Below are 14,793 nucleotides of genomic sequence, written 5' to 3'. Positions count from 1 at the left end.
CATGCACGCCATCGTCATCGAACCCGCCGGACAACTGGTATGGCAGGAAGTGCCGGACGCGCAACCGGGCGCGGGCGAGGTGCTGATCGAAGTCAGTGCTGCGGGTGTTAACCGGGCGGATTTGCTGCAGGCCGCGGGCCACTATCCGCCGCCCCCGGGGGCCAGTGAAATCCTCGGGCTGGAGGTGTCCGGTGTCATCGCTGCGGTCGGCGCCGGTGTCAGCGAATGGTCCGTCGGCCAAGAAGTCTGCGCCCTGCTCGCCGGCGGGGGATACGCCGAGTACGTCGCCGTTCCCGCGGGCCAGGTGATGCCGATTCCCGGGGGCGTCGAGCTGGTGGATGCCGCCGGGCTCCCCGAGGTGGCTTGCACCGTCTGGTCCAATCTGGTGCTCACCGCCCACCTGAACCCCGGCCAGCTGGTCTTGATCCATGGCGGTGCCAGCGGCGTGGGCAGTCATGCCGTCCAGGTCGCCCGGGCGCTGGGAGCCCGGGTCGCGATCACCGCCGGGTCGCCCGCCAAACTTCAGCTGTGCCGCGAGCTGGGCGCCGAGATCGTCATCGCCTACCGCGACGAGGACTTCGTCACCCGGCTGCGGGAAGCGACCGACGGTGCGGGTGCCGACGTGATCCTGGACATCGTCGGCGCTGCCTACCTGGACCGCAACATCGACGCCCTGGCCGACGACGGCCAGCTGATCGTCATCGGCCTGCAGGGTGGGGTGCGAGCCGAGCTTAACCTGGGCAAGCTGATCAGCAAACGCGCGCGCGTCATCGGCACCGCCCTGCGGGGCCGGCCACCCACCGGCCCCAACGGCAAAGCCGTCATCGTCGACGCGGTGGTGCGATCGGTCTGGCCGATGATCGCCGACGGGCGGGTCCGTCCGGTCATCGGTGCGCGGATGCCCATCGAGCAGGCCACCGACGCGCATCGACTGCTGGCGTCGGGACGGGTGAGCGGCAAGGTGATTCTGACCGTGCGGCGTTAGCTTTCGGTCTCGGCTGACACTGGCCAGAGCACCGTGACCGGCCCGACGCGCGTTAACGTTAACCGAAGGACGCCAACGCCCGCACCAGCTGGTCCACCTCCGCAGTTGTCGTGTACTGGGCCAGCCCCACGGTGACCGCCCCACCGACGTCGTTGACTCCGATCACGTCAAGAACCCGGGACCTGGAGTTGGAGATCGCCAGAATCCCGTTGTCGGCCAACCGCGCTACCACACGCTCGGCCGGCACCTCGTGAACGGCGAAGCTGACCACCGGGATCCGCGTCTCCGGGCGGCCGATCACCATCACCAGCGGCAGTGATCGCAACGACACCATCAGGTAGTCGAAGACCCGGCTCATGTAGGACGCAGCGGACTGCATTGATATGGAAAGTCTTTCGCGTCTGCTTCCGCGGGCGGACTCGTCGAGTGCAGCCAGATACTCGATACTGGCGACAACGCCGGCGAGCAAGGCGAACTGATGCACACCCAGCTCCAGACGCGCCGGGCCGCGAGCGTTCGGATCGGTCGAGACCGACCCGAACGAGTCGATCAGCGCCGGATCACGAAACACCAGCGCCCCGATCGGCGGACCGCCCCACCCGACGGCGTTCAACGCCACCACGTCCGCATCGGCCTCGCGAATATCCATCAGCCGGTACGGCGCGGCCGCGGAATGGTCGACCACCACCAGGCCACCGATGTCGTGGACCAGCTTGGTCACCGCCCGCAGATCGGTGACCGTGCCCAGGGTGCCCGACGCCGAGGTGACGGCGACCAGTCGGGTTACCGGGGTGATCAGGCTCTCCCATTGCCAGCCGGGCAGCTCACCGGTTTCGACGTCGACCTCGGCCCATTTCACCCGGGCACCGTGGCGGTGGGCCGCCCGCAGCCAGGGGGCAATATTGGCTTCGTCGTCCAGACGGGTGACGATCACCTCGTAGCCCAGCCCGGCCCGGGCGGACGACGCATCGGCCAGCGATGTCAACAAAACCGCCCGATCGGCCCCCAGCACAACCCCGCGCGGGTCGGCATTGAGCAGGTCGGCGACCGCCTCGCGCGCCGCGGCGAGCATGGCCACGCTGCGCCGGGCCGCGGGGTGCGCGCTCCCGGTGCTCGGAACCGACCGACGAAACGCCGTCGACACGGTGGTCGCCACCGACTCCGGGATCAGCATCCCCGCCGGCGCATCGAAGTGCACCCACCCGTCGCCCAGCGAGGGATGCAGTCCGCGCACCCGGGCGACGTCGTAAGCCATGCCAGCCACCTTAGAGTTTCCGCTACTCCGCAAAGCCACCACGGTAGCGGGCACCCGGATACGTCCCCGCCGTCCCGAGCCAGGTCACCCGGCCAGCCATACTAGTCGCGTGGGCTTGGCGAGCGGAGTGCTGGTCGCATTGTTTTTGCTGATAGCACCCGGGGTGCTCGTCGCACGGAGCGCCCAGCTAACGTGGCCGGTCGCCGTCGCAGTTGGCCCACCACTGACCTACGGGACGGTTGCGCTGGCCGTTGTGCCGTTCGGTGCGCTTGGAATCCCGTGGAATGCTTGGACGGCATCGGCCACCCTGGCTGCAGTCACGGTGCTGGCCGCGGGTTTGCGGGTGCTGCTGGCCCGCTATCGCGACGCCGAGGGTGAATCCCGAGCCCTGAGCGGCCGGCCGGCGGCTACCGTGGCCGCCGGGGTGGTGCTCGGAGCGCTGCTGATCGGCTATGCGGCGCTTCGCGGCATCCCGGACTGGCAATCCATCCCCAGCACCTGGGACGCGGTCTGGCACGCCAACACCGTCCGCTTCATCCTCGACACCGGTCAGGCGTCGCCAACCCACATGGGTGAGCTACGCAACGTCGAAACCCACGCGCCGTTGTACTACCCGTCGACCTTTCACGCCCTGGTGGCGGTGCTGCCCCAGCTCACCGGCGCGGCGCCGACCACCGCGTACACCCTGAGCTCACTGGCGGCGGCGATCTGGCTGTTCCCGGTCAGCGCGGCCATCCTCACCTGGCGGATGCTGCGCTCTCCCGGTTCCCGCACGGCCTCTTTGGCCGCGGCTGCCGCCGCGGTGCTGGCGGCGTCGTTCACCGCCGTTCCCTACGTCGAGTTCGACACCGCCGCCATGCCCAACATGGTGGCCGACGGGATCGCCGCGCCGACCTTCGCCCTGATCACCTCCACGCTGCGGCATCGCGACCGCGTCCCGCTGGCGGTGCTGGCGCTGGTGGGTCTGTTCTCCGTGCACATCAGCGGTGGTGTCGTCGCCATCCTGCTGCTGACGGCATGGTGGCTGCTGGATGGCTTGCAGCACCCGGTGCGTGGCCGGGTCGCCGACGCGATGACGCTGCTCAGCGTGCTGGTGCCGACCGCGCTGGTGCTGTTGCCGCAATTCCGCAGCGTTAAACGCCAGGAAGACATTATCGCCGGGCACTCCTATCTGACGTATCTGAGCAAGAAACGGGGGTTGTTCGACGCTGTTTTTCAGCACTCCCGTCACCTCAACGATTTCCCGGTGCAGTACGCGCTGATCGCCCTGGCGGCTACCGGTGGGATGGTCCTGCTGCTCACCAAGATCTGGTGGCCGCTGGTGGTGTGGCTGCTGCTGATCGTGGTGAACGTCGACGCGGGAACACCGCTGGGCGGTCCGGTCGGCATGCTGGCCGGGGCGTTCGGTGAGTTCTTCTACAAAGATCCGCGCCGCTTGGCGGCAGCGACGACGTTGCTGCTGGCGCCGATGGCCGGTATCGGGTTGGTTGTGGTGGTCCTGGCCCTGCTCAGGATCGTGCGGCGGCTCGCTGATCGCCTGCCGACACGGCCGTTACCCGGCCCGGTGTGGGACGCCGGCGCCGCGCTGCTGCTGGTGACGGCGGTGCTGGCCAGCGCGTGGCACTACTTTCCTCGGCATCGGTTTTTGTTCGGCGACAAATACGACTCGGTGATCATTGACCGAAAAGACGTGGAAGCCATGGCTTACCTGGCCAGCCTGCCCTGCGCCCGGCACACGCTGATCGGCAACGCCAACACCGATGGCACCGCGTGGATGTATGCGGTGGCCGGCCTGCATCCATTGTGGACGCACTACGACTACCCGGTGCAGCAAGGCCCGGGTTACCACCGCTTCATCTTCTGGGCCTACGCCAACAAAGCCGACACCGATCCGCGAGTCCCCGAAGCGGTGCGGCTGCTGAACATCCGCTACGTGCTGATCAGCACGCCCACGGTCCGGGGGTTCGTGATACCCGACGGACTAGTGTCGCTAGAGAAATCGAAGTCGTGGGCCGAGATCTACGACAACGGTGAGGCCCGGATCTATGAATGGCGAGGACATAACGCCACCACGAAGTGCTAGAACATGCGTAAAGGATGGTGACTGCATTGAGTACCGGCGACGACAACATCGAGGTCATCGGGGTCGACCCACCCCTGGTGGCGGGCAAGGACGAGACCGACGACGAAGAGCAGTCGCTGACCGATCTGGTCGAACAGCCCGCCAAGGTGATGCGGATCGGCACCATGATCAAGCAGTTGCTCGAGGAGGTGCGGGCCGCCCCCCTGGATGAGGCCAGCCGTCACCGGCTCCGTGAGATCCACGCCACCAGCATCCGTGAACTCGAAGACGGGCTGGCGCCGGAACTGCGTGCGGAACTAGACCGGCTGACCCTGCCGTTCAGCGAGGACGCCGCCCCCTCCGACGCCGAATTACGCATCGCCCAGGCGCAGCTGGTCGGCTGGCTGGAAGGGCTGTTTCACGGAATCCAAACGGCGCTGTTCGCCCAGCAGATGGCCGCCCGCGCCCAACTGGAAAAGATGCGCCAGGGTGCGCTGCCGCCAGGGGTGAAACCCGGCCAGCCCGGCCACGGCACCGGCCAGTACCTGTAAGCCCTGTGAGCAGACAACGGTGCTATCCGGACCTCGCATCGAAACCCGCAACGCGTGGGTGGAGTTCCCGATCTTCGATGCCAAGTCCCGGTCGCTGAAGAAGACTGTCCTCGGTAAAGCCGGCAGCCCGATCGGACGCAACACTTCCAACGTCATGATCATCGAAGCGCTGCGAGATATCACCATGTCGCTGAGTTTGGGCGACCGCGTCGGGCTTGTCGGGCACAACGGGGCCGGGAAATCGACACTGCTGCGCCTGCTGTCGGGCATCTACGAGCCGACGCGCGGCTCCGCGACGGTGATCGGCCGGGTAGCGCCGATCTTCGACCTCGGGATCGGCATGGATCCGGAAATCTCCGGTTATGAGAACATCATCATCCGCGGTCTGTTCCTCGGGCAGACCCGCAAACAGATGCAGGCCAAGGTCGACGAGATCGCCGAGTTCACCGAGTTGGGCGATCACCTGTCGATGCCGCTGCGCACCTACTCCACCGGTATGCGGGTCCGCCTGGCGCTGGGTGTGGTCACCAGCATCGACCCAGAGATCCTGCTGCTCGACGAGGGTATCGGCGCCGTGGACGCCGACTTCATGAAAAAGGCCCGGCCCCGGCTGCAGCACTTGGTGGAACGTTCCGGCATCCTGGTGTTCGCCAGCCATTCCAACGAGTTCCTGGCCCGGTTGTGCAAGACCGCGATGTGGATCGACCACGGCAGGATCAGGCTCACCGGCGGCATCGAGGACGTGGTACGCGCTTACGAAGGCGAGGACGCCGCCCGGCACGTACGCGAGGTGATCGCCGAAACCACCGCCGGGGAGCCGCTGGTGCAAAAAGCTTCCGCGGATGACTGAGTCGGTGTGCGCCGTCGTGGTCACCTACCGGCGGCCGGACGAACTGGTGAAATCGCTGGGAGCGCTGACCACCCAGACCCGGCTCCCGGATCATCTGATCGTGGTCGATAACGCCCACGACGACCGGGTTCGCGATCTGGTAGCCGGCCAGCCGATTCCGACCACCTACCTGGGGTCACGGCGAAACCTCGGTGGCGCAGGAGGTTTCGCTCTGGGCATGTTGCATGCTTTAGCACATGGCGCCGATTGGGTGTGGCTGGCCGACGACGACGGCCGTCCGCAGGACACGGGTGTGCTGGCGAGGTTGCTGGCGTGTGCGGCAAAGCACGGCCTGGCCGAGGTGTCGCCGATGGTGTGCAACATCGACGATCCGGCCCGGCTTGCCTTCCCGTTGCGCCGCGGCCTGGCATGGCGCCGGCAGGTCAGCCAGCTGCGCACCACACCCGACCAGGATCTGCTGCCCCAGATCGCGTCACTGTTCAACGGTGCCCTGTTTCGGGCGTCGGCGATCGCGGCCGTGGGCGTCCCCGACTTCCGGCTTTTCGTTCGCGGCGATGAAGTGGAAATGCACCGTCGGCTGGTTCGCTCCGGCCTTCCGTTCGGAACCTGCCTGGATGCGGTTTACCTGCACCCCTGCGGGTCCGGCGAATTCAAGCCGATCCTGGCCGGCCGGATGCACGCCCAGTATCCGGAGGATCCCGCCAAGCGATACTTCACCTACCGTAACCGTGGTTACCTGCTGTCTCAGCCGGGATTGCGCAAGCTCCTGGTCCAGGAGTGGTTGCGGTTCGGCTGGTTCTTTCTGGTGTCGCGTCACGATCCCAACGGACTGCTGGAGTGGTTTCGGCTGCGACGCCTGGGGCGTCGGGAGAAATTCGGATGCCAGCAGATGACCCGCGCCGGCGACGAGGCGAAGCGCAGCGACGCGGAGGAGCCGCGCCAATGACCCGCGCCGGCGACGAGGCCGCCCCAAGGTCTAAGACGTTCGGCCGCGCCTGGCGCGACCTGGTCGACGGCTATGACCGCCACGAGTTGTGGCTGCACCTCGGCTGGCAGGACATTAAACAAAGATACCGCCGTTCGGTGCTGGGGCCGTTTTGGATCACCATCGCCACCGGCACCACCGCGGTGGCGATGGGCGGGCTTTACTCCAAGCTTTTCCACCTCGAATTGTCGGTGCACCTGCCCTACGTCACACTCGGCCTGATCGTCTGGAACCTGATCAACGCCGCCATCCTGGAAGGTGCCGAGGTGTTCGTCGCCAACGAGGGACTGATCAAACAATTACCGACACCGCTCTCCGTGCACGTTTACCGGCTGGTGTGGCGCCAGGCAATCTTGTTCGCCCACAACATCGTCATCTACCTCGTCATCGCGGTCATCTACCCCAAACCATGGTCGTGGGCCGACCTGTCGGTGATACCGGCTCTGGCACTCATCGTCCTCAACGCCGTTTGGGTGTCGCTGTGTTTCGGCATATTGGCAACCCGCTACCGCGACATCGGCCCGTTGCTGTTTTCGGTGGTGCAGTTGCTGTTTTTCATGACGCCGATCATCTGGAACGACGAGACGCTGCGTCAGCAAGGGGCGGGGCGGTGGTTGAAAATCGTCGAACTCAACCCGCTGCTGCACTACCTGGATATCGTGCGAGCCCCGCTGCTGGGCGCCCACCAGGAGCTGCGGCACTGGGTGGTGGTGGTGGTGCTGACCTTTCTCGGCTGGACGCTGGCGGCGTTCGCGATGCGCCAGTACCGCGCCCGGGTGCCGTACTGGGTGTGAGCTCCCGTCGGCCGCACCGGCCTTGCGGCGATCCCGCAGGGCAACGATTCTGGGTGGATGGCCCACATTCGTCACCGCACCTGCCCACTCACCGAGATATCACCCACCGAGAAATAATGGCGGCACCTCAACGGCGAAGTCTCAACAGCGCTGTCACGCGGCTCTGGAGTTTCGCGGCACCGGTCTATGACTTTTCCCTGCTGCAGCATTGGGTGTACCGTCCGGCGCACGACGAGGTTATCACCCAACTACGCGCCCACCGAGCAGGCAGGATCGCCGATGTAGGCTGTGGCACGGGAATCCTTGCCGATCGGATCGAGCGTGAACTCCATCCCGAGGAAATCTACGGGGTGGACCTTTCAGAGGGGATGCTCGCCGTGGCCCGCGCCAGATCCACCCGTGTGCAGTGGGTGCGTAGCCCCGCCGAGCGGCTGCCTTTCGCCGACGGGGCGCTCGATGCGATCGTGACAACCTCAGCGTTTCACTTTTTCCACCAGGAAGCGGCGTTACGGGAATTTTCTCGGGTGCTGGCTCCGGGTGGGTTGCTGGCGGTCGCGGCGTTAACCGCCCGCCGGCCTCTGCTCCCCGGGACCCTCGGGTGGAAACCCGCCCACCACGCCCCGGCCGCCGAAGTGCGGGCGCTGTTCGAGAGCGCCGGCTTTGTCGTCCGTGAGCAGCACCGGGTCCGGCGACCGGCCTGGACGCGGATCATCCCGGACGTGATCACCGTTGGCACCAAGCCTTCAATCGACGATCGGGACGATCGGTAAGTGGCAGCGGGTTTCGCGGGTCCACGGCCGTTAGGGGCACTGTCGGTGGCGGCCATCGGGCGACACCAAGCGAAGCTAGCAAGACACCCAAACCGAGTTGAAGGATGAGGCGATGACGGGATGACGGTACCGGGCATAGCCGCTGTGACCGGTGGAGCGGTGCAGGTGTTGCGCGCCGGGGCCACCGGAGCGGCCGCTGTGGCGGGAGCGGTGCAGGCGCTGGCCGGCCCGGTGCTGCAGTCAGCAGGTCAATCTCGCGGCCGGGAGCCACGGGCGGGCACCTCTTACAGCGGCTCGGCCAGGGCCGCTGCGCCACCGGTGCGTTGGCGCAGCGGCCGGCGAGTGCATTTCGACTTGGATCCGTTGCTGCCGTTTCCCCGCTGGCACGAGCATGCGGCCGTGGCGGAGGAGCCGGTTCGCACGATCCCGGGCGTGGCCACGGCCCATGTTGAGGGCGCGTTGGGCCGGCTGGTGGTCGAACTCGAGAAGGACGCGGACAGCGAGCGGGTCTTGAACTCGGTGCGTGACACGATAACCTCCGCCGCCGCCGACCTGGCCACGGCCGGGCCACAACCGGCGCCGCGAACCGCGCCGTTCGCCGACCCGGGCGACCCGCTGGCGATCGCGGTGCCCTGGGCCGCGGCGGCGATGGACCTGCTGGCCATCGGCGCCGCGGCCACCGGCTGGATCGGCCGACTGCCCGGCGCACCACGAACCGTCCGAGCCGCGTCTGCCATCCTCCATCAACCACGGGTGGTCTCCGTCCTCGAGTCCCGGCTGGGCCGCGTGGGCACCGATATCGCTCTCAGCGCTTCGACCGCAGTGGCCGCCGGGTTGACCCGCGCGGTGGGGGCACCGTTGGTGGATCTGGCCCAGCGAGGCCTTCAGATCGCCGAGGCGTCGGCCCATCGCGATCGGTGGCGGCGGCGCGAGCCGGAACTCGCCTCCCCCCATCGACCGCAGGCGCCCGTGGTCCCGGTCATCTCGTCGGCCGAAGCGGATTCGCAGACACCGTGGCACGGTTGGGCCCCGGCAGCGGCGGGTGAGGCGTCTCACGTGATGGTCGAAGCCGCAATCGACACCGCAATCGACACCGCCAAGGGGTCGATGGCCGGGCCGGTGGAGCAGTACGCCAATCAGGCGGCCAACGCTTCTTTGGTGGCTGCGGCGGGGGTGCTGCTGGCCGGCGGCGGAACCGAGGATGCGGCCGGCGCGGTACTGGCCGGGGTGCCGAAAGCCGCACCTTTGGGCCGCCAGGCGTTCGCCGCGGTCCTGGGCCGCGGACTGGCTGAAGCTGGGCATCTGGTTCTCGACCCGGGCGCGCTGCGGCGTTTTGATCGCGTGCAGGTGATCGTCATCGACGGCGCCGCGCTGCGCGGTGATGCGCGCGCCGTGCTGCGGGCGCGGGGCGCTGTCCCGGGCTGGGATGACGATCGGGTCTACGAGGTCGCCGATGCGCTGCTGCACGGTGAGCAAGCGCCCGAGCCCGACCCCGATGAGTTGCCGGCCACCGGGGCGCACCTGCGCTGGGTTCCGGTCCGGGGGCCCGCGTCGGCACCCGCCCAAGGCCGGGAACACGCCGATCTTGTGGTCGACGGTCAATGCGTGGGCAGCGTAGTGGTTGGCTGGGAGGTCGACCCGTTCGCGGTCCCGCTGCTGCAGACGGCCCGGCGCACCGGAGCCCGGGTCGTGCTGCGCCATGTTGCCGGCACCGAGGATCTGGCGGTCAGCGCCGCCGCGAGTTATCCCTCCGGGACGTCGCTGCTGGAGCTGGTGCGCGGGCTGCGGGCGGATCGCGGACCGGTGTTGCTGATCAGCGCCCTGCATCCGGACTTCGCGTCGACCGACACCTTGGCGGCATTGGCCGTCGCCGACGTCGGGGTGGCTCTTGACGATCCGCACGCGGCGACACCATGGACCGCGGACATCATCACCGGCACCGATCTGGCGGCCGCCGTGCGGATCCTCTCCGCGTTGCCGACGGCGCGACGGGTCAGCGAAACGTCGGTGCGCCTGGCCCAGGGTGGTGCCACCCTGGCGGGGTTGCTGCTGGTCAACGGCGCCCCACCCTCGGGTCACAGCGGACCCCTGGCCCTGCGACGCTGGCTTAATCCGGTCACCGCGGCCACGGCGGCCGCCATGGTGTCGGGAGCTTTATCCGCCGCCATGGTGCTCCGGCGGCCGGACCCGGCTCCCCAGCCGCTGACCGCCTGGCATGCCCTCGATCCGGAGATCGTCTATTCGCGACTGACCGGCCGGAGCCAACCCATGGGCGTCAAGACCGGTGTCGCGCCGTGGCGGCGCATCCTCGACGACCTGTCCTACAGCCCATTGGTGACGCCGCTGCGGGCACCGGTGCGTGGTCTGGGGCGACTGGTGGCCGCGACGCGGGCCGAGCTTGCCGATCCGCTGACCCCGATCCTCGCCGTGGGAGCCGCGGCGTCCGCGATTGTCGGCAGCAATGTAGACGCGCTGCTGGTGGCCGGGGTGACAACCGTCAACGCTATTACCGGCGGGGTGCAACGGTTGCGCGCCGAGGCCGCGGCCGCCGAGCTATTCGCCGAACAGGAGCGGTACGCCCGCCGGGTGGTGGTGCCCGCGGTAGCGACGACGCGGCGCCGGTTAGACGCGTCTCGACATGCCAAACGCACCGTCACGGTCACCGCACGGTCGCTGCGTCCCGGGGATGTCATCGACCTGGCCGCCCCCGACGTGGTGCCAGCGGATGCCCGGCTGCTGGTGGCCGAGGATCTCGAGGTCGACGAGTCCTTCCTCACCGGCGAGTCGCTGCCGGTCGACAAGCAGGTGGAGCCTGTCGCCCCGGGTGATACCGACCGGGCCAGCATGCTGTTCGGGGGCAGCACGATCGTCGCGGGCCATGCGCGGGCAATCGTCGTGGCCACCGGTGCCGGCACCGCCGCGCAGCGCGCGATTTCGGCTGTTGCCCATGTTGAGACGGCATCGGGAGTCCAAGCGCGGCTAAAGCAGCTGACCAGCAAAGTTCTTCCGTTGACGCTGGCCGGCGGGGCCGCGGTGACCGCCCTGGCGCTGCTGCGCCGCAGCCCGCTGCGCCAAGCCGTTGCCGACGGCGTCGCGATCGCGGTGGCCGCTGTCCCGGAGGGCCTGCCATTGGTGGCCACCCTCGCTCAGCTTGCCGCCGCCCGGCGGCTGTCGCGGCGCGGAGCGCTGGTCCGGGCTCCGCGAAGCATCGAGGCGCTGGGCCGGGTCGACACGGTGTGTTTCGATAAAACCGGAACGCTCACCGAAAACCGGCTGCACGTGGTTTGCGTCGTGCCGCGCGCGACCAGTCCCGACGGTCTTTTCCCCATCGTCGCCGGGCCGGAAGCCGCCGCGGTGCTGCGGGCCGCAGCCCGGGCGTGCACACCGCCCCGAGAAGGGCGGGGTCATGCTCACGCCACCGACGAGGCAATCCTCACTGCGGCGAATGAGCTTGCAAGCGAAAATGATTCCCAGTGGGCCGTGCTGGCCGAGGTGCCGTTTGAGTCCAGCCGTGGCTACGCTGCGGCGATCGGCACAGCGGACGCCGCCGGGCCGATGCTGATGCTCAAAGGAGCTCCCGAGACGGTTTTGTCGCGTTGCCGGTTCGATGATCCGGACACCGAGCGTAACCGGGCGCAGTCTCTGGTCCATGCTCTGGCCGAGCAGGGTTTGCGGGTGATAGCGGTCGCGCAGCGTCCCTGGGACCGAAAGATCGGCGACTCCGACACCGATGCCGACAGCGTCGACGCCGTCGCGCACGGCCTCGAGTTGCTCGGCTTCCTCGGGCTGGCGGACACCGCACGAGCATCGGCGCGGCCGCTGATCGAAGCGCTGCGCGATGTCGAACGCAATGTGGTGCTGATCACCGGCGATCATCCGGTGACCGCCCGGGCGATAGCCCGTCAGCTGGGCCTGCCGCCGGATGCGCGGGTGGTGACCGGGAGCGAACTTGCCGGCCTCGACGATGACGCGTTCGCCCGACTCGCTGCCGACGTGCAGGTCTTCGCCCGGGTCAGCCCGGAACAAAAGGTGCAAATCGTCGCGGCGCTCCAGCGCCGCGGACGGGTAACCGCGATGGTCGGGGACGGCGCCAACGACGCGGCCGCGATCCGGATGGCGGATGTGGGTATCGGGGTGAGCGGTCGCGGCTCTTCGGCCGCCCGTGGTTCCGCCGACATCGTGTTGACCGAGAATGACCTGGACGTGCTGATCGACGCATTGGTCGAGGGGCGCAGCATGTGGACCGTGGTGCGGGACGCGGTGGGCATTCTGGTCGGCGGCAACGTCGGTGAGGTGCTGTTCACCATCATCGGGACCGCGCTGGGCACCGGCCGGGCGCCGGTGGGCACCCGGCAACTGCTCTTGGTGAACCTGCTCACCGACATGTTCCCCGCGCTTGCGGTTGCCGTCAGCCCGCAGTTCGCCCGGCCCGAGGAGACCACGGACAGCGCCGATCAGGAGGTGAAGGAGCAGCTGCGCGCATACCGGCGCGCGGTCCTGAGCGGGCCGGCACCCTCTCTCGACACCCCGTTGATGCGGCAGATTCTCACCCGCGGCGCGGTCACCGCCGCCGGCGCCACCGCCGCGTGGGCGATCGGGCGGTGGACACCGGGCACCGCACGGCGGGCGTCGACAATGGGCCTGACCGCGCTGGTGATGACGGAGCTGGCGCAGACACTGCTAACTCGCCGCCACAGCCCGCTCGTGGTGGCGACCGCGCTGGGCAGTACCGCGGTGCTGGTCGGCGTCGTCCAAACCCCGGGTGTCAGCCACTTCTTCGGCTGCACGCCGCTGGGGCCGATCGCCTGGACCGGCGTGGCCGTCGCCACGGCGAGTGCCGCCGCGTTGTCGCTGCTGGCGCCCGACTGGCTGGCCACAACCGCGGGCGTCGGGGCCTCCGATGACCCGGGGACGTCGGCTGCCCCGACCACGGCGCGCTCACGTCGGTAGTTGGTGACGCAACACCTTGCCCGCGGGATTGCGGGGGATGCTGGTGACGATGCGGACGTCCCGGCGCTGCTCGAAGCGAGAGACCTTGTCCTTCAGGTACTCCCGCACGGCTGATTCGCCGATGCGGCTGCCGGGCCGGGGGACGACGAAAGCGGCCAGCCGGTGCCCGGAGATGATCCCCCACCGGTGTTGATCGATGCCACCAGATCGCCGAGCCGCTCCGCTGAAGCTCCCCGCCGGGTTGACCAGTCCGTCGATTGCCTTTGCCGCCATGCTCATCAGGCCACCTCCCCGGCGCGTTTCCCACCCCTGGCTTCCCGCCGAGCGGTCGGCTGCCGGCCCACCCGGCCGTCGGTCGGGAACGTGTCAGCCGTCATTATCGGCGCATCGCGCGCCGCCGGTCGCCCCCGCCGCTTTTTTCGTCGTCTTCACCACGAATTGCGGGGCCAACCCGGCGTGCGACAAGATCGGCGAGGTGGGTGCTATCGATTTTTCGTTGTTGGAGGTGCCGCGGTCTGCGCCGATTGAGGATCCCGAGGCTTATCTGCGTGCCGCGATCGCCTGGCACTTCGGCGGGGACACCGGATCCCCTTTTTGGCTCCGCGTGGCCGACACGCTGGAATTCAACCCACTGACCGACGTCAGGTCTTTCACGGACTTGCGGTTATTTCCCAACATGGTGAACCAGCTGCGGCGGGTGCCGGTCGAGGATCTGATTCCGCGCGGTTACGGACCACCGCCGCCGCTGCCCCGGATATTCGAGTCCGGTGGCACCACCGGTGCGCCCAAACGGACTGCGCAACTGCCGGATTGGGTTGAGCAAGTTGCTCAATGGCAAACCGAGGACTTCATCGCGGGTGGTTTCCTGCCGGGACGGGGATTCCTGTGCCTGATGCCCAGCGGCCCGCACGGTGTCGGCTACTTCTCCCGCCTGGTTGCCGAGCGGCTCAACTCGGTGTTCCACTCGATCGACCTGGATCCCCGCTGGGTCAGGAAGGCCGCGTCCCGCAACGCCGCCGCGCTGGTCGCCGATTACCTCGACCACGTCATCGAGCAGGCGGTGGCCATTCTGCAGACCCAGGATGTGGCAAACCTGCAGACCACGCCGCCGCTGCTGGCGGCCATCGCCGGCCACGACCGCGCCGTCGAGCTGATCAACCGGAAAATCCGCTACGTCTTGCTCAGCGGCGCGCACGTGGACGTCGACACGCTGGATCTGCTTCGCGGAATCTTTCCCGACACGACAATCACCATGGTGTTCGGCAGCACCATGATTCTTTCGCAGGCGACCACCCGCGCGGGCGCGGACCACGAGTCGTTCGTGTTCGACCCCCGCACACCGTATGTCGTCTTCTGGGTGGTGGATCCCGACACCGGCGAAGAGGTGCCCTTCGGCCAGCGCGGCCAGGTGGTGATGAACCACATCAGCAAGGGGATGTTTCTACCCAACAACGCCGAACGTGACAGCGCAATCCGGATACCGGGACCGGAGGGCCAAGTCGGTGACTCCCTCAGTGAGGTGCGCCCGCTCGCCACGTTTGAGGGCACCGCCGTCATCGAAGGTGTCTACTGACACCGTTTGCCTGACCGT

At 68.1% G+C, this 14,793-nt stretch carries 10 protein-coding genes and 1 pseudogene; 9 read left to right on the top strand and 2 right to left on the bottom strand.

Annotated elements, in window-relative coordinates; translation table 11 throughout:
- Position 1 precedes the first annotated feature (1 nt).
- Complete coding sequence (locus tag QJR12_RS03140) at positions 2 to 985, top strand: NAD(P)H-quinone oxidoreductase (protein WP_300576101.1); 984 nt, start codon at positions 2 to 4, stop codon at positions 983 to 985.
- A 58-nt stretch (positions 986 to 1,043) separates the two neighbouring features.
- Here the strand turns inward: QJR12_RS03140 and QJR12_RS03135 are convergent, their stop codons facing one another.
- Positions 1,044 to 2,240 carry a cysteine desulfurase-like protein gene (locus QJR12_RS03135; RefSeq protein WP_300576098.1) on the bottom strand — a complete coding sequence of 399 codons (1,197 nt, stop codon included), beginning with the start codon at positions 2,238 to 2,240 and terminating at the stop codon, positions 1,044 to 1,046.
- Positions 2,241 to 2,349: 109 nt separating this feature from the next.
- On the opposite strand from QJR12_RS03135, the gene QJR12_RS03130 reads away from it, so the two are divergent.
- From QJR12_RS03130 to QJR12_RS03100, 7 genes are all read left to right on the top strand, one after another.
- Positions 2,350 to 4,323, top strand: a complete 1,974-nt coding sequence (locus QJR12_RS03130) for a DUF6541 family protein (protein ID WP_300576095.1) — start codon at positions 2,350 to 2,352, stop codon at positions 4,321 to 4,323.
- A 14-nt stretch (positions 4,324 to 4,337) separates the two neighbouring features.
- A complete protein-coding gene (locus QJR12_RS03125; protein ID WP_300576092.1) occupies positions 4,338 to 4,853 on the top strand; it encodes a bacterial proteasome activator family protein in 516 nt (171 codons plus the stop codon).
- A gap of 19 nt (positions 4,854 to 4,872) precedes the next feature.
- Positions 4,873 to 5,703, top strand: a complete 831-nt coding sequence (locus tag QJR12_RS03120) for an ABC transporter ATP-binding protein (RefSeq protein WP_300576089.1) — start codon at positions 4,873 to 4,875, stop codon at positions 5,701 to 5,703.
- Positions 5,696 to 6,649, top strand: coding sequence for a glycosyltransferase family 2 protein (locus tag QJR12_RS03115; RefSeq protein WP_300576086.1), 954 nt, complete (start codon positions 5,696 to 5,698; stop codon positions 6,647 to 6,649). Before QJR12_RS03120 ends, QJR12_RS03115 begins: the two co-directional genes overlap by 8 nt.
- Complete coding sequence (locus QJR12_RS03110) at positions 6,646 to 7,482, top strand: ABC transporter permease (protein WP_300576083.1); 837 nt, start codon at positions 6,646 to 6,648, stop codon at positions 7,480 to 7,482. Before QJR12_RS03115 ends, QJR12_RS03110 begins: the two co-directional genes overlap by 4 nt.
- 116 nt (positions 7,483 to 7,598) lie before the next feature.
- Positions 7,599 to 8,252 carry a methyltransferase domain-containing protein gene (locus QJR12_RS03105; protein WP_300576081.1) on the top strand — a complete coding sequence of 218 codons (654 nt, stop codon included), beginning with the start codon at positions 7,599 to 7,601 and terminating at the stop codon, positions 8,250 to 8,252.
- A gap of 120 nt (positions 8,253 to 8,372) precedes the next feature.
- Positions 8,373 to 13,202, top strand: coding sequence for a cation-translocating P-type ATPase (locus tag QJR12_RS03100; protein WP_300576078.1), 4,830 nt, complete (start codon positions 8,373 to 8,375; stop codon positions 13,200 to 13,202).
- On the opposite strand, the pseudogene QJR12_RS03095 reads toward QJR12_RS03100, so the two are convergent.
- Positions 13,191 to 13,370 (bottom strand): annotated as a pseudogene (locus tag QJR12_RS03095) (acyl-CoA synthetase); the annotation flags it as partial. The gene QJR12_RS03100 and the pseudogene QJR12_RS03095 overlap by 12 nt on opposite strands.
- 307 nt (positions 13,371 to 13,677) lie before the next feature.
- Here QJR12_RS03095 and QJR12_RS03090 point away from each other — a divergent pair.
- Positions 13,678 to 14,775, top strand: a complete 1,098-nt coding sequence (locus QJR12_RS03090; protein WP_300576076.1) for a phenazine antibiotic biosynthesis protein — start codon at positions 13,678 to 13,680, stop codon at positions 14,773 to 14,775.
- The last annotated feature ends 18 nt before the right edge of the window (positions 14,776 to 14,793 follow it).

It is taken from the genome of Mycobacterium sp., from assembly GCF_029961025.1.
GTDB lineage: Bacteria > Actinomycetota > Actinomycetes > Mycobacteriales > Mycobacteriaceae > Mycobacterium.
The sequence above is the reverse complement of the archived record's forward strand: the minus strand, read 5'-3'. Positions and strand labels throughout refer to the sequence as shown.